This window comes from Pectobacterium sp. F1-1 (genome assembly GCF_025643735.1).
Lineage (GTDB): Bacteria > Pseudomonadota > Gammaproteobacteria > Enterobacterales > Enterobacteriaceae > Pectobacterium > Pectobacterium colocasium.
In genome coordinates this window covers 892,090-910,416 of sequence record NZ_CP104733.1, presented here as the reverse complement: position 1 = coordinate 910,416, position 18,327 = coordinate 892,090, and the positions used below count along the sequence as shown (strand labels likewise).

Sequence of the window (18,327 nt, the reverse complement as noted above, 5' to 3'; positions counted from 1 at the left end):
GCTGCTTGTGCGTTGGCAATACTCGGCTCATGGCTGAGCTTCCCCCTAAAAGGCTGCCGCAAGCGGCGTTCAAAACGAACTCGTTTTTTCACACCACTCGAATGATTTAGGATATTACGGCTACGGGTCAGTGAACTCGTCGCACTTCTGAAGATTTAAGCGTACTTTTGAATAATTAGCGTTTTAAATTAATTAAGCATTCGCTACTATCAGCCCATAGGCAAATGATGGAAAATTTTTTGTGGCAACGATTACAGACATTGCTCGAAAAGCCGGAGTGGCCGCCTCAACGGTTTCTCGCGTACTTAATAACGATCCCAGCCTGTCCATAACCAAAGAAAAGCGCCAACTCATTAAGAACATTGCTCATGAGCTGGCCTATTTATCGCCGACACAACGTAAGCAGCAGAAAAAACGGTTAGAGAATTCGCTTGTTGTACGCTCTCATTTCAAAAGGGATAACGACAATGTATTAAATCTCGCCGTCGTCCACTTTCTTACGCCCTCAGAAGAACTCAACGACCCTTATTTCACCGCCATGCGTATTGGCATTGAAAACCGCTGCCACCATTTTAATATTTCGTTACGCAATCTATTCACCACAAATTTATCTTCCAACAGCCATACTTTAGCCCAGGCGCAGGCGATTATTTGCGTAGGTCACTTTAGCGAAAGCGATATCGCCTTAATCTATTCATTAAATAAAAACCTGATTTTCATCGACTCCGCCCCCCTCGATAAAAAATGTGACGCCGTGCTTTTTGATCGGGAAGCGGCAGCACGCGAAGTATTACATTACATTGTGAAGAGCGGCGCTCAGCGTCCCGCATTTATCGGCAACAATGAAAGCCGGCTGCATGTATTCCAAGAGATAACCCAAAAATACGGCATCTACCACGAATCGCGATGCAAGGTCAGCCAGTTATTCTGTATTGAGTCCGGCTATCAGGCGATGAATGAGTTGCTGCAACAAAAAGCGTGGCCAGATGTCGTGTTCGCCGCAACAGACATTATCGCTATTGGCGTGTACCGTGCGATTCAAGAGAAAGGCATTGCCATCCCTAAGCAAATAAAAGTGATCGGGATGAATGATATCCCCACGGCACAGCATCTGAATCCCAGCCTGACCACCATGCGACTCTACCCTGCTGAAATGGGTGAAGCCGCCGTCGATCTGTTTTTAGAACTGGTTGCGGGACGCTATTATAAAAAACACGTACAGGTTGGTTATGAGATGGTCTGGCGCGAAAGCTTCACACTCGGCACGACGTAACGTTGTCCTGTTATCATATGCCCCTTTCTGTCGTTACTGATAAGGTGGCCACGTAATAGCACTACGCAGCCAGACAGCATCAATTAGCGGTTATTTTCCATAGTTGATTCCATCCGCCGTTATCATTCCATTGAATGCCGGATGCCCCATTCTCTGTCGAACGACTACTGATATCCAAAAGCTTTCCGCTATTTCTATTCAGGATTTTATAATAGCCATCACCCGCATCTAAAATCAGCCATTGCTGGCTAAAATGGCCAGTGTTATACATTTGGATAATCTGCGCCCCTTCATCATTGGCACTAGAGGCGATATCGATGTACTTGCCACTATTAACGTTCACCAGATTAAAATAACCATTACCCACCGCGTTGAAATAAAAACGCTGGCTTTCCCAGTTACTATCGCTGTATTGTTCAAGCCATGCGTTATCTTCATGTGAACCACCCACAACATTGAGCGATTTACCGCTATGCCGATTAGCGATCTTATAACGTGTTCCATTGATAAAATTGATTTGTGATTCGGCAAACGCGTCCAGTGCTCGGGTAAATTGCAATACATTGGTTGAAACTTGCGTCGTCGCGCCTAAAGCGTAGCCATCCGGTAACACCTTTGCATTGCCCGCAGGTTCCCAATAAAAAACCCCGATCCCTTTATTTCCCGGCACCGCTTTAACAAGATTAATCGTATCCCTAATCGTCCAGTAACTGTCTGTCGGGTTAGTTTCCAAACCGCCGACTTCAACAACCATGACTTCCTTACCATAGCGGCTCGCCATATCGTTGAGGTTGCTAGCCAGTGCACCAGTGAGCTCCCAATAATTTTTCCCCTCCCAATAGGGGTAGAATGAAAAACCAATCACATCGGTTTTACCACCGTATGTGGTGAGGAAATTGTCAAAAAACCAGCGAGCGTTTGAATTATTATCTCCATGCGCCAAATGGCTAATCACTTTAGAGGAAGGGCTGACCGCTTTAACTGCATCATAGCCCGCATTCAGTAGCTGCGTTAAATTGGCAAACCGACTGGTACTGCCTTCCGGTAGTAATATCCCTGGGTTCATTTCGTTGCCGACCTGCACCCATTCAGGCGTCACGCCTGCGGATACCAATGCGCTCATCACCTCATGCGTGTGATTATAAACGGCCGTTGTTAATTGGCTAAGGTTGTAGTTCGCCCACGCTGCGGGTTTGATTTGATGACCAGGATCCGCAAAAACATCGCTGTAGTGAAAATCCACCATAACACGCATGCCCATCGCTTTGGCACGCTGTGCGGCACTCACCACGCGGGTTTTATCGGTATAGCCGAGCAGCGTCCAGGTCGTATTATCTTTATGCCATAGCGCGCTGGGATCGGGGTTAACAAAAATACGCAGCCGCACAGCGTTTATGCCGTGATCGCGCAAGATCTGCAATACATCACGCTGGGTTCCGGTATCGTCACGCCAGGTGACACCCCGATCTTCCAATTGCTTTACCCAACCAATATCTGCGCCATAAGCAAACGGCTGCGCCGCTTTAGCCAGACTAGTTGCCATGAACCCGATAAACAGCATTAACAATACAGAGATCATTCCTGAATAATTATTCTTTTTCATTCATTTCTCCTTGAGGTAACACGCTTAAAAGGTGTTTATTACCTTAATAAACACCCAGGTACAGATTCAAAAAACAGAGGGGGATATTGATAAAAAAATAAACTTCACATAAAAAACCAAGCGACTCATATTAATAGTCACCTGGTTAGATTTATTACTTTCCATTTACGCCATATAGTATTTTCAATGGCGTCATTCTCAACATGACAGACATGTGGTTTTTAATTAATTCGTTTTCCGTTTTCATCAAAAAAATGCAGATTTTCACTACGGCATGTCAGCGGAATCGTTGAGTAAGGTGCAATACTGTTATCACCCGACAAATGTACCTTGAAATGATTCACACCAGAGTAAGCACCAAAAATATACGTGGCATTACCCAGCCTTTCAGTGACTTCACTATTGATCGACAAGCTGACATCCCCGCCATTCGGATCAATACTCAGGTGTTCAGGGCGAATACCTACGGTAATTTTCTGATCGGCATGTAATCCGTGATTCGCAAGATTCACGGAAAGTGTATTGAGCTTATTGATCAAAATACTCACGTTATTTCCTTCAACCTGTGTCACCTCACCGGGTAGAAAATTCATATTCGGCGAACCGATAAAACCGGCAACAAAAAGATTCTCCGGCTTATGGTATAGCGCCATCGGTGTGCCAACCTGCTCAATATATCCTTTGTTTAACACCACGATTTTATCCGCCAACGTCATCGCTTCCACCTGATCGTGCGTCACATATATCATAGTGTTACGCATTTCCTGGTGCAGTCGGGCAATCTGTAAACGCATTTCCACGCGTAATTCGGCGTCGAGGTTCGAGAGGGGCTCATCGAATAAAAACACTTTAGGGTCGCGTACAATGGCCCGCCCAATCGCAACGCGCTGGCGCTGGCCACCAGACAGTTGCTTCGGTGTACGATCCAACAGTCCTTCGAGCTGAAGCGTCATCGCCGCCTTTCGCACCATTCTTTCGACTTCAGCTTTGGGGTGCCCATTCATTCTTAACCCGAATCCCATGTTTTCAGCCACGGTCATATGCGGGTACAGCGCATAGGATTGGAAAACCATCGCAATCCCTCGTTCTGCGGGATCAAAATGGTTAACTAAGCGGTTATCAATATGAATTTCGCCGTCTGTTATTTCTTCCAATCCAGCGATCATTCTTAGCAACGTCGATTTACCACATCCCGATGGGCCAACGAATACCACAAATTCGCCAGAATTAATTTCAAGATTGATACGATGGATCGTCTCCGTCTTATCGTAACGTTTCACTATATTTTTTAGTAAAATATCAGCCATGTGAACCTCAAACGTTAATTTTCCATTGAGAGCGTATTACTTTACCGCGCCCGTCATGCTGGCGATAAATTGCTTCTGCATGGCAAAGAAGATAAGTAAACTGGGTAGTGTAGAAATCACCGTTCCAACCATAATCAATCCGAAATCTGGCGAGTAAGCGGAAGCAAAACTCGATAACACCAGATTGATCGTTTTTAATTCGTTAGATTGAAGGACAATAAGCGGCCAGAGAAACGCATTCCATGACGTCATGAAAACAATAATAAAAGCAGCGGAATAACTGGCGCGCATAATCGGCACGTAGACATACAGGAAAATTTTCCACTCAGCGACGCTTTCCACACGCGCCGCATCAATCAACTCTCGCGGAAACGTTTTAGTACATTGCCTAAAGTAGAAAATAATAAATGCCCCGGCCACGGTCGGCATGATCACCGCAAAATGGGTATCCAGTAACCCCGCCTTACCAAACATGGTGAAAAGCGGGATCATTAATGCCGCAAACGGAATCATCATCGTCGTGAGTAACGCCACATAGACACGCTCACGATTCTTACTGGCATAAATTTCAAACGCATAGCCTGCGATAGAGCACACGACAAGCGTGGACACCGTACTGATCAACGCAATTTTTGACGTGTTCCAGAACACCAGCGCCAGATCAACCTGGCTCGTCAGATTGGTAAAATTGACCAGTAATTGATCGCCAAACGTGAATTTCCCCATGTTGATTTGGCTGGTGCTATTTGTGCTCGACACCACCATCCAATAGAAAGGGAAAAGCGAAAAAATACTCATCAACACGAGAAAAATATGCATGAGTAGGCTGTTAACTTTACTTTTCCTCATATCATCCCTTCCGCGCTGCTTTAAACTGAATCAGTGCCAATATTGCTGAAAAAACAACAATGACGTAGGAAACCGTTGCCGCATAGCCAAAGTTAGGCACAAACTTGAATGACAGGTTATAAATATAAAGCGATAACGTCAGCGTCGCATTTGCCGGGCCACCATTCGTGATATTCATCGCTTCATCAAACAACTGTAATGTGCCGATCGTTGATGTCACGCTGGTAAAAAGAATGACCGGTTTCAATAACGGGATCGTAATGAAGAAAAATTGCTTAATTGGGCTGACACCATCAACCCGGGCAGCTTCATAAATGGACTTATCAATATTCTGCATCGCGGAAAGATAGAATATCATGTTATATCCCGTCCAGCGCCACGTAATGGCAATAATGATAGTCACCTTCGCCCAGAAAGGATCGGATAGCCACGGAATCGGATCGTCAATAACATGAATAAACAGTAAGAATGAATTAATCACGCCATCCAGTTCAAACATACTCTTGAAAAGAATTGAGTAGGCAACCAGTGAGGTCACGCAGGGTAAAAAGATCGCGATCCTAAACCACTGACGATATTTAAGCTGAGACGAATTCAAACAAGAAGAAATAGCCAATGATAATAAAATCATAATCGGGACTTGGATTACCAGAAAGGTCAACGTATTCCAAAGTGCCGTTTTGAACATAGGATCATTGAATAACCGAATGATATTTCCCAGGCCAACAAATTGTGTCACCACACCACGGCCAGATTGAAAAGAGAGCCAAAGTGATTTGAAAATAGGGTATATCGTCATTAAGGCAATTAACCCAACAGCGGTAGCGACGAAAGCCCAGCCGTTGATGTTATAAAGCCTATTCATTTTAGGTTTATACATCATTATCACACCATCGATTTCCGGAGAGAAATGCTTGAGGGCTTTCCGCCCTCAAGCTCACACTCGCTACTGCATAATCTGATTTTTTAATGTCGTTTCGGCGCGTTTTAACACGTCATCGACAGAATCGCCTTTCAGTAATGCAGGTATTTCAGCAGCAATGGCGTTATCAACTTCCTGGGTATACATACCGTAGGAAACCTGTGGAATTTCAGTCACCCATTTAGAAAAATCAGCGAACACAGCTTGCCCACCAAAGAACGGATCCTGTACCGCGTAAGCAGGGCCGGAAGTGGCTGGCAGGAAGGTGGCGAGCGCCCCACGATCGACCAAAAGGGTTTGATACATATTGCTATCCGCCGCGAAGGTTTTCTGCAAAAACTCAATCGCCTGTTTCGTGTTTTTGCCCCCCTTTAAGACATACCAGCTCGATCCCCCCTGATTGGAGGCATGAACCGCGTTGTCGAGATTCAGCCGTGGGATCGGTGCAACGCGCCATTTTCCTTTCTGATCTGCGGCGCTTTTAATTGAACCAATCACCCATACACCAGAAACCACACTTGCCGATTTTCCGGCATTAAAACTCCCCACAAAACTCGACCAGCCCGAGATAGGGCGTGCAATTTTTGCGTCATTAATCGCTTTAATCGTTTTTAATGTTTCTTTCAGAGCATTGTTTTTGGTGAGATTGAGTTGCCCTTGATTATCAAAGAACCATTCTCCACCGGACTGCATCATAATATGAGGAAGCACCACATCATTCATATCGTAGGTCAGCATATCAACGCCGGTTTTCGCTTTTACCTGCTTGCCGATCTCAATATATTTATCCCAGGTAATATTCACCATATCGCTCTCTTTATATCCGGCAGCCTCCAGATAATCGAGTCGATAGAACATTCCTGCCACGCCGGAATCAAAAGGCACGCCGTATACCTTATTCCCGACCGTCATCACTTTCGTTTTATACGGTGCAAACTGGCTATAATCGATAGCGTCCTGCAATGGGATAAACGAATCAGGATAAGCCTGAAGGTATTTCTGAGCATTATAATCTTCAATAAGCACAATATCGGGAAGCGAGTTTTTAACCCCTGAAGCCAACATGGTATTTAATTTCTGCTCAATATCCTCTTTACCTGAGTCGATCACTTTCAGACTAAAACTGGGATCGGCTTTTTTATATACCGACGATGCCTCATGCATTGCCGCGACATTGAAGTTAGGATCCCAGGCCCACACGGTGACTTCCGCAGCCAGGCTATGACTCGATAAACCCAGCGTGAAGAATGAAACTGCAAATAGGGTAGATACTTTGTTCTTGATCTTCATCAGAGCAGTCCTTCTTTACTTTTTGTAAAGAGAGAATATGAGTTACTGCATAATGAAGCAACGAGTTACACCGCTTACATTCTTTCATCCGGTGATACGGGTCACACAACAGGAAGAGAAATGACTAAATATTCGATCTAAATACAAAAATTTTAGGAAAATTTTCCCTCCATAACGCGTATATCAGCCGATAAAATCGATCAAAATAAAGACAAAAATCAGATCATAGCATTGAAAATAAAACAAAAAATGAAAATATAAAAACAGAGAAAACGGTTATTCGGCTAATATTAACCACAATCACACTGGCACCATGAAATGGCACAAAAATGAAAGCGTTACCACACCATATAAAGAGGCACACGACGAGACGCGTGTGCCGCAAAACCTCTCTACGCTCTGGCAAACCAGCCACGAATGATCGCGTGCTGTAGCAGCATGATGGTTTTGCCGTCTTTAATCCGGCCATCATTCATCATCGCGACGGCTTCGCTGAACGGCAATTCCAGCACTTCGATATCCTCATCTTCTACACCGCCGCCCGAGTTATCCCGTAGCGATTCATCGTATTCGGCCGCAAAGAAGTGCAGCCGCTCGGTGACACCACCGGGCGACATATAGGCATCGAACAGCTTCTCGACGTTACCGACCGCATAACCGGTTTCTTCTATCGCCTCATTGCGGATGCACTCTTCGGGCGAATGATCGTCCAGTAAACCCGCGCATGCTTCCAGCAGCATGCCGCTTTCATTACCGTTGACGTAGGTAGGAATACGGAACTGCCGCGTCAGGATCACCGTGCCTTTCGCCCGGTTGTACAACAGAATCGTCGCGCCATCACCACGGTCGTAAACCTCACGAATCTGGCGCACTACGCCGCCATTCTTTCTTTTTAAATCAAAAACATATTTATGAAGGATAAACCAGTGGTCGGACAGCAGCTTCTTTTCGACGATATCAATGGGAGACGACATGCAAACACCTCGGCGATCGATGTGGAGGGAAGGCTCGTTTATATACAACGCGAATTCATCATATCCCCTTTTAACCACGGCATAAACGGGTTGCAGATTCTGTCTCCTGCGCACCAGTGCCTTACCACAATCTATTCTCTCTGCGTCATCAACCTGCTCACGACTATTCACTTTTATTTGCTGAGAAAACGGGCAGGATAACGACATGTTCTCTGTACTTTGGGTTATCGCATGATGGATCGTCCTCGCCTGGTTCCCCTCTCGGATACGCTGACGCTTGCCCTTTTCGGGACGATCGTGCTCGCGTTAGGTATGGGGCTTGGACGCTTTTTGTATACGCCGATGCTGCCCGTGATGCTGGAAGAGGGCCGTTTCACCTTCAACCAGCTTTCCTACATTGCCAGCGCGAACTACGCTGGCTATCTGTTTGGTAGCCTGTTTTTCTCTTTCAGCCGTCGCGCCTCAGCCTCTCACCCCATGTTCCTGCTGTTTAGCGCAGCCGTCGCGACCGGTGTTTTGCTCTTCGCAATGCCCCTGACTACCCACACGATGCTGGTCATGCTCATTCGTTTCCTCGCCGGGATCGCCAGCGCAGCGATGATGATCTTCGGTTCTTTGACTATTTTGCACCACACCCAGCATCACAGTAGGCAGGCTCGCGTTATCGCCTCGCTCTATGCCGGAGTCGGCGTGGGGATCGTATTGGGCAATGAATACATTATCATCGGACGGCATTACGCCCTCACCGCCGAGTGCCGCTTTGCTCTCCGCGCTACTTCTGCTTGCCTTATTCATCCTTTCACCGCCTAAATCCAGTGTCGCGCCGCAGCCGCTGACGAATATCAATGAGCCGCCTCTGCTTGGCTGGAGGCGGCTTGCACTGCTGTATGGTCTTGCAGGATTCGGGTACATCATCATCGCCACCTATCTGCCGTTGATGGTGACTGCACTGGGTATGCCGCGTTTATCTCTTCATCTCTGGTCGCTGGTTGGGCTGGCCATCATTCCCGGCTGTTTTTTCTGGCTATGGGCTGCCAGCCGCTGGGGAACCTTGCCCTGCCTGACAGCAAACTTGCTCATTCAGGGCGTATGCGTTCTGCTGACGCTGTTCAGCCACTCCCCCGTAGCGCTGATATTCAGCTGCATCGGCTTTGGTGCTACCTTTATGGGAACGACCTCGCTGGTGATGCCTTTAGCCAAACGACTACGCGCACCGCACAGCATCAATCTGCTTGGTCTGGTGACGCTCACTTACGGCATTGGCCAAATTCTTGGCCCACTGCTCACCAGCGCCCTGACGAATACCAACGCTATCGCGCCAGCGATACTGTGCAGCGCAGCAGCACTTTTCATCGCGGCGAGGCTCTGTTTCCCCTACCGTCGACCACGGCCATAACCCAGGAGAATCCATGCCATACGTCAACATCAAAATCACCAATGAAGGTGCCACCGCGGAACAAAAGCGTCAGCTAATTGAGGGCGTCACCCAACTGCTGGTCGATGTGCTAAACAAAAACCCAAAAACCACCGTAGTGGTGATTGATGAAGTCGACACGGACAACTGGGGAATCGGCGGTGTTCCGGTGACGGAGTTAAGAAAGGGCAGCCAGTAAGAAGGCGAATGTGAGAGTAGTGTAGTGATAGTGCGTTGAGCGGTGCCACCACCCGCGTTTGGCCTGATAAGTGGTGGCACCCGATCTATATCCCTAACATCGTATCAACCAACAGATACATATTCAGAGAAACCACCAGCACCACAATGAGTTGGCCGATGCGCTGTACCCATTTTCCGTTCACCATCGTTCCCATTAATTCACGGTTACCAGTGAAGGACAGCAAGGGAACCAACGCCAGAGCAATCCCGAAGCTCAGCACAACCTGACTCAACACCAGCACACGCGTTGGATCCATACCGGACAGAATCACGATAAACGATGGCAGCATTGTCACCGTGCGGCGTACCCAGAGTGGGATATGAAAGCGCACGAATCCTTGCATCACCACCTGCCCCGCCAGCGTACCAACGACGGTAGAGGACAGACCCGCCGCCACCAAACTCAGACCAAAAATTATCGCGGCAGCTTTACCCAATAGCGGCTCCAGCGTGAGGTAGGCTTTATCCAGATCGGCAATATCCTGATTGCCACTGAAATGGAACGCTGCCGCCGCCGTTGCCATCATCGCCAAATTGACGAACCCGGCGATCGTCATCGCAATCGCGACATCGACTTTCGTTGCAGAATAGCGCTCGGCACGAGTATGGCTGCCTTCGTGCTGCGTTAAGGAAGAGTGAAGATAAATCACATGCGGCATAATGGTCGCCCCCAGAACGCCCGCCGCCAGCAGCACGGCATCGGAGGTCGGCAGACTAGGGATCGCCATGCCTTTGGCTAATGCGGACAGCTCAGGCTGAGAGAAGACCAATTCGACAATATACGCCGCCGCCACAAACAGCAGCAGGCCGCCGATGACCATCTCCAACGGCTTCTGACCACGCTGTTGCAGCATTAAAATCAGGAAAGTTGCAATAGCCGTGAGAATCGCGCCTTCCAGCAACGACACGCCCAAGAGCAGTTTGAAACCAATCGCCGCACCGATAAATTCGGCCAGATCGGTCGCCATCGCAATAATTTCGGCCTGCACCCAATACGCCCAAACGGCCGGACGCGGAAAGCGATCGCGGATATGCTCCGCCAGATTCTTACCCGTTGCGATCCCCAATTTGGCGGACAGCAGTTGGATCAGCATCGCCATCAGGTTCGCCCACACCACCACCCACAGCAGCGTATAGCCATAGGCTGCGCCAGACTGGATATTCGTGGCGAAGTTACCGGGATCGATATAACCAATCGCCGCGATAAACGCCGGGCCCATCAAAGAGAGTTTGATCTTCCTTGATGTACGGCTTGTTGACTCAATAACACGGCTACCCGGCATAGTATGACCCTTCTAACACTGGTGTTTTACTACTCTCACAGAAACGATAATGATTATCAAGTGCATTTAGAGAGGTGATACCAATTCTTTTGATAGTTAAAGATGATGAGTCATTCAAAACCTAAAAAACATCTTTTTTATCAAACAAATCTTAACAAAATATAAACAAAAAACCCCATGCGTGGCACTAATGCCGATCGTTTAAGAATAGAGATACAGGGGGCTACCACGGTGCGAGGTATCCCTACGGGAACCTCATCACCGTGTTTCCCCCTAAATCCATGCTTAAGTGAACAGCATTACATGCGTGGCACGGGGTTTGGTACGACGGTACGTTATAAATACAGTGCGTAAAAAGCAGATACTGCGCAAAAGCAGACGGTATCAGTCTTGTCCTTTTGATACCGCAACCATCGCCGGGCGTAGCAAACGGCCATTCAACGTATAGCCTTTTTGCATGACCATCATGACATGGTTCGGCTGGTGATCGGCCGAAGGTAACATCGTCATTGCCTGATGCACTTCTGGGTTAAACGGTACGTTTACTTCACCGACAACCTCAATACCAAATTTGCGGACGGCATCCAGCAATGATTTCAGCGTCAGTTCAACCCCTTCAATCATCGCAGCCAGTGATTCATTGGCTTTGTCCGCCGTATCCAGCGCGCGTTCCAGGTTATCGATAACTGGCAGCATTTCGCTGGCAAATTTTTCTACCGCAAATTTATGCGCTTTCTCAACATCCATTTCCGCACGGCGGCGAACATTATCGGCTTCAGCACGGACGCGAAGCATATTGTCACGTTCACGCTGTTGCAGTTCGCTCAACTGGGCTTCCAGCTCGGCGATGCGCGCATCACGCGGGTCAGCTACGTCTGCCGTCTCTGGCGCGGCATCCGTTTGCTGCCCTTTTGCTGCTTCCTTTTGATCCAGCACTTGCTCGTCAGGCGTTTTCTGTTCTTTACTACTCATGAAATTCTCCGCGGTTTAGCATTAATCTCGCTAGTTGCTTATTATGGGGATCAAAATCGGGGATTCAAGGGAACCTGTCATATATTGGTTCCTGCCGCTGCCGATACACCACGCTGAGGACAAAACAGCAATGAACACACCGCTTACAATGAACAGGCCGTTTAATTGTATTGGCATTGTCGGCCATCCGCGCCACCCAACGGCGTTGGCAACGCATGAGATGCTTTATCACTGGCTCACCGACAAAGGTTACTCCGTTCTGATCGAGCAGCAGATCGCCCGTGAACTGAACCTGAAAGACGTGCCGACGGGTAGCCTTGCCGACATCGGCCAGCAGGCGGATCTGGCGGTTGTCGTCGGCGGTGACGGCAATATGCTCGGCGCGGCGCGCGTGCTGTCGCGCTATGACATTAAGGTAATCGGTGTGAACCGGGGTAACCTCGGATTTCTAACCGATCTCGATCCTGACCATGCGCAGCAACAGCTTTCTGACGTTCTCGACGGCCATTATCTGAGCGAACAACGCTTCATGCTGGAAGCGCACGTTTGCCGCGCAAACCAGCCCGACAGCATCAGTACCGCTATTAATGAAGTAGTGCTTCACCCGGGAAAAGTCGCACATATGATTGAATTTGAAGTCTATATTGACGACAAATTCGCCTTCTCCCAACGTTCAGACGGCCTGATTATCGCCACGCCTACAGGCTCAACCGCCTATTCCCTTTCCGCTGGCGGCCCGATTCTGACGCCGTCGCTGGATGCGATTGCGCTGGTTCCCATGTTCCCGCATACGCTGTCTGCACGCCCGCTGGTCATCAACAGCAGCAGTACGATTCGGCTCAAATTTTCCTGCATTACCAATGACCTGGAAATCAGTTGCGACAGCCAGATTGCACTGCCTGTACAGGAAGGTGAAGAAGTACTGATTCGCCGCAGTGAGCACCACCTAAATCTGATCCATCCAAAAAATTACAGCTATTTCAATACACTAAGCTCAAAACTCGGCTGGTCAAAAAAATTATTCTAAAATTCTACCCAGCTACTTTACTGTATATAAAACCAGTTTATACTGTATGCAATCACATGTGATTACATACAGGGGTTTATCATGCTGGCGCAACTCACTATCAGTAACTTCGCCATCGTGCGCGAATTAGAAATCGATTTTCAGTCAGGAATGAGCGTTATCACCGGGGAAACCGGTGCGGGGAAATCTATTGCGATTGATGCCCTCGGTTTATGTCTGGGAAATCGTTCTGACGCCAGCATGGTCAGGCCGGGCGCAGCTCGCGCCGACATTTGCGCCCGCTTTGCGCTGGCGGATACCCCAACGGCACGCCAATGGCTGGAAGAAAACCAGTTGGATGACAGCAACGAGTGCCTGCTACGCCGCGTCATTAGCGCCGATGGTCGCTCGCGTGGCTTTATTAACGGTACCGCCGTGCCGCTGTCTCAACTGCGTGAACTCGGCCAGCACCTGATTCAGGTACACGGTCAGCATGCCCATCAACTACTGCTGCGCCCCGACCACCAAAAACATCTGCTGGATGCGTATGCCGATGAACCGAAGCTATTGGTGGCCATGCAGCAGGTTTGGCATCAGTGGCACCAAAGCTGCCGCGCGCTGGCGCAGCTACAACAGGCGGCGATTGAGCGTGAGGCTCGCCGGGAACTGCTGCAATATCAATTAAAAGAGCTGAATGAGTTCGCTCCGCAGCCCGGCGAATACGAACAGATTGACGTTGAATACAAACGACTGGCAAATAGTGGTCAGCTATTGACGATGAGCCAACAGGCCATGCAATTGCTGAGCGAAGACGACGAGCAGAACATCATCAGTATGCTACATAGCGTAAAACACCAGCTTGGCGAACTCATCAGCATGGATGACAAGCTGTCTGGCGTGCTGTCCATGCTCGAAGAAGCGGGCATTCAGCTTAGCGAAGCCAGCGATGAACTGCGCCACTACAGCGAACAAATGGATCTCGACCCAATTCGCCTGTATGAACTGGAACAACGTCTGTCACGTCAGCTCGCACTGGCACGTAAACACCATGTTGCGCCAGAGGCGCTGCCAGCGTTCCATCAGCAGCTACTGGAAGAGCAACAGCAGCTGGAACAACAGGAAAGCGACCACGATGCGCTCAGCGCCTCCGTCGGCGAATATCATCAACAGGCGTTGCACCTTGCAGAACAGCTGCACGTGCGCCGTCAGCACCACGCCAGCGAACTGGCTCAGCTCATCACCACCAATATGCGTGAACTGGCGATGCCACACGGACACTTCACCATTGATGTGAAATTTACACCGGACACCCTGACGGCCACTGGCGCCGACAGTATCGAATTTCGGGTGACCACTAACCCAGGCCAGCCACACCAAACACTGGCGAAAGTGGCATCGGGCGGCGAACTGTCTCGTATCGCGCTGATTATTCAGGTGATCACCGCGCAGAAAATGGACACTCCGGCGATGATCTTCGATGAAGTCGATGTGGGTATTAGCGGGCCTACCGCCGCCATCGTCGGTAGAATGCTGCGTCAGCTCGGCGAATCCACTCAGGTGATGTGCGTGACGCACCTGCCGCAGGTCGCGGGCTGCGGTCATCAGCACTTCTTCGTGAGTAAACAAACGGACGGCGCAGAAACGGAAACGCTGATGCAACAGTTAGATAAGCGCGCTCGGCTACAAGAACTGGCACGCCTTCTGGGCGGCAGCGCCGTCACCAAAAACACGTTGGCGAATGCCAAGGAACTGCTTGCGGCCTAAAATCTACTGCCGATAAGGTCAAGAAAGGTGCATCGCAGGTAAAAAAGCTCAACTTTTTTACCTTCCTGAGGTCATACAATCGCCTTGCAGGTTTCCAAGTCCTGCAAGGTCTATTATCATCGGCAACCTATGCCCTTAAGGAATGTAATCACTATGCGCTGTAAAACGCTGACTGTCGTCGCCGCGGTGGTTGTTATGCTGACTGCCGGTTGTTCCACACTGGAAAAGGTGGTCTATCGGCCGGACATCAATCAGGGAAACTATCTGGCACCGGCTGACGTTGCAAAAATTCACACCGGCATGACCAAACAACAGGTCGCTTATACGCTGGGTACGCCTATGATGCAGGATCCGTTTGGCAGCGATACGTGGTTTTACGTTTTCCGCCAGCAGCCTGGTCATGAATCGGTAAAACAGCAGACGCTGACGCTGACCTTCAGCGGCAGTGGTGTGTTAACCAACATCAACAACAAACCTGCGTTGGATTAATATCCACCAATTTTTCAGGTTGCCTGCACAGGAGTATGGAAATTATTTCCGTACTCCTGCTTCGCTTATAAAATAAATCTGTGTTCTCCTTTCCTCTTCCTCATTTCTTCCCTAATATATTATTCATAATAAGTTTCCCTCGCAGCGCACATTCAATTTATCGATGCTGCTTACCATAATTCAGTCACCATTAATAACCACAAAGGAATATTATGAGCGAAGTAATTATTAATCTAGATAATATTAATGATATCAGTGAATATTCAGAAAACACCATGTTACAACAGGCAGCCAAGAAAAGTTAGATACCTTGCTGAACGGTTTCATTGAAAATGTAGAGAAAAACATAGACAGTGGAGCTAAATATTATTGCAAAGAAAGAAACAAGCAGATTAATAAACTACAGCGCCATAACAACACTATATTTGTTAGCGGGCAACGTGGCACAGGTAAAACGACATTCCTCAACGCTGTGTTAGATTGTTATTCAAAAGATGAAAATGGCATATGCCCATTAGCTTTTATTGATCCGACATTAATTGAAACGCATCAAAATATCATTGTAGATATAGTCGTGAAATTCAAGCAACTCTATGATGAATCATTGAAATACTGTTCAGATCAAGAACAATATCATGAACTCAACAAATATCTTGAAAAAATGGCTGAAGGTTTGCGGTTACTGGGTGAACAAAAAAACAACCATAGCAAGCATGATGATGCCTGGTTTCTTAGCCAGGCATTAAAAAACTCGAAAAGCGGACAGTGCCTTGAAGAGCGGTTTCACCAGTTCATTGATAAAATAGCGACAACATTAAACAAAAAATTGTTTATTATTGCGATTGATGATGTTGATACTAATACCGAAAAAGCTTACGAAATATTGGAAAACATTCGCCGATACTTATCGCACCCAAGAATCGTTGTGATTATTTCTGGTGATGTAACATTATATAACTACATCATAAAGAATAAAAAAACCATTGAACTCGCTGACGTTAATAAAAGCAAAGAAAAAGACACCGAAACGGAACGATTAGTCGGCCACCTAACTCAACAATATTTAACTAAAATATTCCCAACTTACCAAAGAATAGAGCTAGAAAACCTAAAAAAAATAAAAAATCAAATAGAAGTAAATATAGAAAGCAGTAAAGAACAAAAAAAACGCATAACTACCTTACTTGAAGATATATTAACAAAAACATTAAAAATAAAACCTCAGCACATCAATGAATACATTAATTTTTTACTTTCCCAGCCGATAAGAAGCATAGTTCAATTACTAAAGCAAATCACTGATGATAAACCAAACGATGGCATTAGCTACCTCCCCGAGCATCTTACTTCAGCATTAAAATATATTTTCATAAATGAATTAATTTATCAGAATGTAGACAATACATTATTAGAAGATAACGAACATGAAATTAACCAAATAGCCAATACAGTGTTTGATTTATGCTATCGTTATGGCGAATTGGAGACTGGATTTTATTTACGACCAGACAATAGCGATGATGCTTACAATGCTGCAAAATTCTATATGGCTGCTCTTCTTAGCAAGAAATTTGAAAACAACACGTTGTCAAATGCATTAAAATTTATGCTTGCCTGTGCCGCTAGTGCCAATACCTATATTCATTACGTGGAGAATAGCAACGAGAGTGATAAAGAAAATATTAATGAAAGGTATAAAAATTATATTGGCATAACAAGAAATGAGAACATAATTACTATAGCGGCACATCTTAATGCTGTTATTTACGATGAGAACAAAGGAAATAAAAAAATACAAAGCGGAGTTATAAGAATAAACAGAAGAAAACTAAACGAAAAATATTTCGACAAAAAAAACTTCCAAGAAATAACAAAATGGAAACATACGGATGTCATTGGATCATTAGAGCAACTTTCAAGTAAAATAAACAAGAAGACAGATGGCAACTATGAATATAAATACATTGATTACGTTGCCGCAACAACCATATTAATTTCATCACACAGCATTCAAGTAGGCGCTGAAAAAAGAGATTATATTTCAGCACTTTCGCTTTTCTCTGTCATTGCTCAATTGTTAGAAGAAGATGGAGACGTTGACATTCGACGCTTCATCCGACTAAATACTTATAGCTCACCGGATTTTTTAAAAAAATCTATAAGTTATGACGAAAGCCTGTATAATAATGAATCAAATGAAATCGATGAAGATGTCACATCGGAAAATGAAAACATAAAATCACTTAACGAAAATATAAATAACTGGATAGAAAATACAAATGAAAAATCAATCTCCTGCTCTCCTTTACTGATAGGTAAAATATGGGAAAGAATACAATACTCCCTGATATCTATATCAGAAAAAGCCACAGAGGAAGTAAATTACGGGAGTGAAAAAGGTGACATATTACTTGATGTCGCATTTTCTCGCTTTATTTGGGGAGTAATTAACTCGATATTAATTGAAGAGGTAAGATACAGTAAAAACGTCCCACAAGATCTCATCGACGCTTTCATTTCCGCAAGGAATGTTTCTACGAGTCATGATGAACTTTATTCAAACATGAATAAAATAAAAACATCACTTAGCAGGCCAGAAAACAAAGAGAAGTCATTCGCATCAACATTACCCATCACTCATACATTCTTGACATGCCCTCTATTCCTTCCATTTATTTCACTGCTCGGCCCTTTACATCAACAAAAAAGAAGTACCGACAAGCATAAAATAACCACGCTATTTAACGAGATAAATGAATTATCTCAACATGAATCAACAGGGGAAATATCACCGGAGAATACGGAGGCAAATAATTTAATCAAAGAATCTATTGATAGAAAAGAAGACTATTTATTTATTTCCAAGCTGATTATCTCTGGCTGTTTTAGAAATAGTACCAATAATGCTAACAGTACCAGTAATGCGAGTGAGAGAAAATAA

Annotated in this window: 14 protein-coding genes and 1 pseudogene; 7 read left to right on the top strand and 8 right to left on the bottom strand. The window is 46.4% G+C overall.

The window, feature by feature from the left end; all coding sequences use genetic code 11:
- Positions 1-241 precede the first annotated feature (241 nt).
- The gene (locus tag NAL19_RS04000; RefSeq protein WP_263058816.1) at positions 242-1,273 is read left to right on the top strand and encodes a LacI family DNA-binding transcriptional regulator; all 1,032 of its coding nucleotides are present in this window, start codon (positions 242-244) and stop codon (positions 1,271-1,273) included.
- A gap of 79 nt (positions 1,274-1,352) precedes the next feature.
- Here the strand turns inward: NAL19_RS04000 and NAL19_RS03995 are convergent, their stop codons facing one another.
- The 6 genes from NAL19_RS03995 to nudK form a co-directional block, all read right to left on the bottom strand.
- Complete coding sequence (locus tag NAL19_RS03995) at positions 1,353-2,876, bottom strand: glycosyl hydrolase 53 family protein (RefSeq protein WP_263058815.1); 1,524 nt, start codon at positions 2,874-2,876, stop codon at positions 1,353-1,355.
- Positions 2,877-3,097: 221 nt separating this feature from the next.
- Positions 3,098-4,183 (bottom strand): ABC transporter ATP-binding protein, encoded by a 1,086-nt coding sequence (locus NAL19_RS03990; RefSeq protein ID WP_263058814.1) that lies wholly within the window; start codon positions 4,181-4,183, stop codon positions 3,098-3,100.
- A gap of 36 nt (positions 4,184-4,219) precedes the next feature.
- Positions 4,220-5,032, bottom strand: coding sequence for a carbohydrate ABC transporter permease (locus NAL19_RS03985; protein ID WP_225087021.1), 813 nt, complete (start codon positions 5,030-5,032; stop codon positions 4,220-4,222).
- Between the two features lies 1 nt (position 5,033).
- Positions 5,034-5,915, bottom strand: a complete 882-nt coding sequence (locus NAL19_RS03980) for a carbohydrate ABC transporter permease (protein WP_012773434.1) — start codon at positions 5,913-5,915, stop codon at positions 5,034-5,036.
- Positions 5,916-5,978: 63 nt separating this feature from the next.
- Positions 5,979-7,244 carry an ABC transporter substrate-binding protein gene (locus tag NAL19_RS03975; protein WP_263058813.1) on the bottom strand — a complete coding sequence of 422 codons (1,266 nt, stop codon included), beginning with the start codon at positions 7,242-7,244 and terminating at the stop codon, positions 5,979-5,981.
- A gap of 392 nt (positions 7,245-7,636) precedes the next feature.
- Positions 7,637-8,218 (bottom strand): GDP-mannose pyrophosphatase NudK, encoded by a 582-nt coding sequence (gene nudK, locus NAL19_RS03970; protein ID WP_225087019.1) that lies wholly within the window; start codon positions 8,216-8,218, stop codon positions 7,637-7,639.
- A gap of 231 nt (positions 8,219-8,449) precedes the next feature.
- On the opposite strand from nudK, the pseudogene NAL19_RS03965 reads away from it, so the two are divergent.
- Together NAL19_RS03965 and NAL19_RS03960 are read left to right on the top strand one after the other, a co-directional pair.
- A pseudogene (locus tag NAL19_RS03965) lies at positions 8,450-9,614 on the top strand (MFS transporter).
- Between the two features lie 13 nt (positions 9,615-9,627).
- A complete protein-coding gene (locus NAL19_RS03960; protein ID WP_263058812.1) occupies positions 9,628-9,831 on the top strand; it encodes a 4-oxalocrotonate tautomerase family protein in 204 nt (67 codons plus the stop codon).
- Positions 9,832-9,916: 85 nt separating this feature from the next.
- On the opposite strand, the gene NAL19_RS03955 is transcribed toward NAL19_RS03960, so the two are convergent.
- Both NAL19_RS03955 and grpE read right to left on the bottom strand, forming a co-directional pair.
- Positions 9,917-11,155, bottom strand: a complete 1,239-nt coding sequence (locus NAL19_RS03955) for an Nramp family divalent metal transporter (protein WP_225087005.1) — start codon at positions 11,153-11,155, stop codon at positions 9,917-9,919.
- Positions 11,156-11,539: 384 nt separating this feature from the next.
- Positions 11,540-12,127, bottom strand: a complete 588-nt coding sequence (gene grpE, locus NAL19_RS03950; RefSeq protein ID WP_263058811.1) for a nucleotide exchange factor GrpE — start codon at positions 12,125-12,127, stop codon at positions 11,540-11,542.
- Between the two features lie 148 nt (positions 12,128-12,275).
- On the opposite strand from grpE, the gene nadK reads away from it, so the two are divergent.
- From nadK to NAL19_RS03930, 4 genes are all read left to right on the top strand, one after another.
- The gene (gene nadK / locus NAL19_RS03945; protein ID WP_263059654.1) at positions 12,276-13,154 is read left to right on the top strand and encodes an NAD(+) kinase; all 879 of its coding nucleotides are present in this window, start codon (positions 12,276-12,278) and stop codon (positions 13,152-13,154) included.
- An 81-nt stretch (positions 13,155-13,235) separates the two neighbouring features.
- The gene (recN, locus tag NAL19_RS03940) at positions 13,236-14,897 is read left to right on the top strand and encodes a DNA repair protein RecN (protein WP_263058810.1); all 1,662 of its coding nucleotides are present in this window, start codon (positions 13,236-13,238) and stop codon (positions 14,895-14,897) included.
- A 153-nt stretch (positions 14,898-15,050) separates the two neighbouring features.
- Complete coding sequence (gene bamE / locus NAL19_RS03935; protein WP_011092444.1) at positions 15,051-15,386, top strand: outer membrane protein assembly factor BamE; 336 nt, start codon at positions 15,051-15,053, stop codon at positions 15,384-15,386.
- A 310-nt stretch (positions 15,387-15,696) separates the two neighbouring features.
- On the top strand, positions 15,697-18,327 hold the full coding sequence (locus NAL19_RS03930; protein WP_263058809.1) for a CpaF/VirB11 family protein: 2,631 nt from the start codon (positions 15,697-15,699) through the stop codon (positions 18,325-18,327).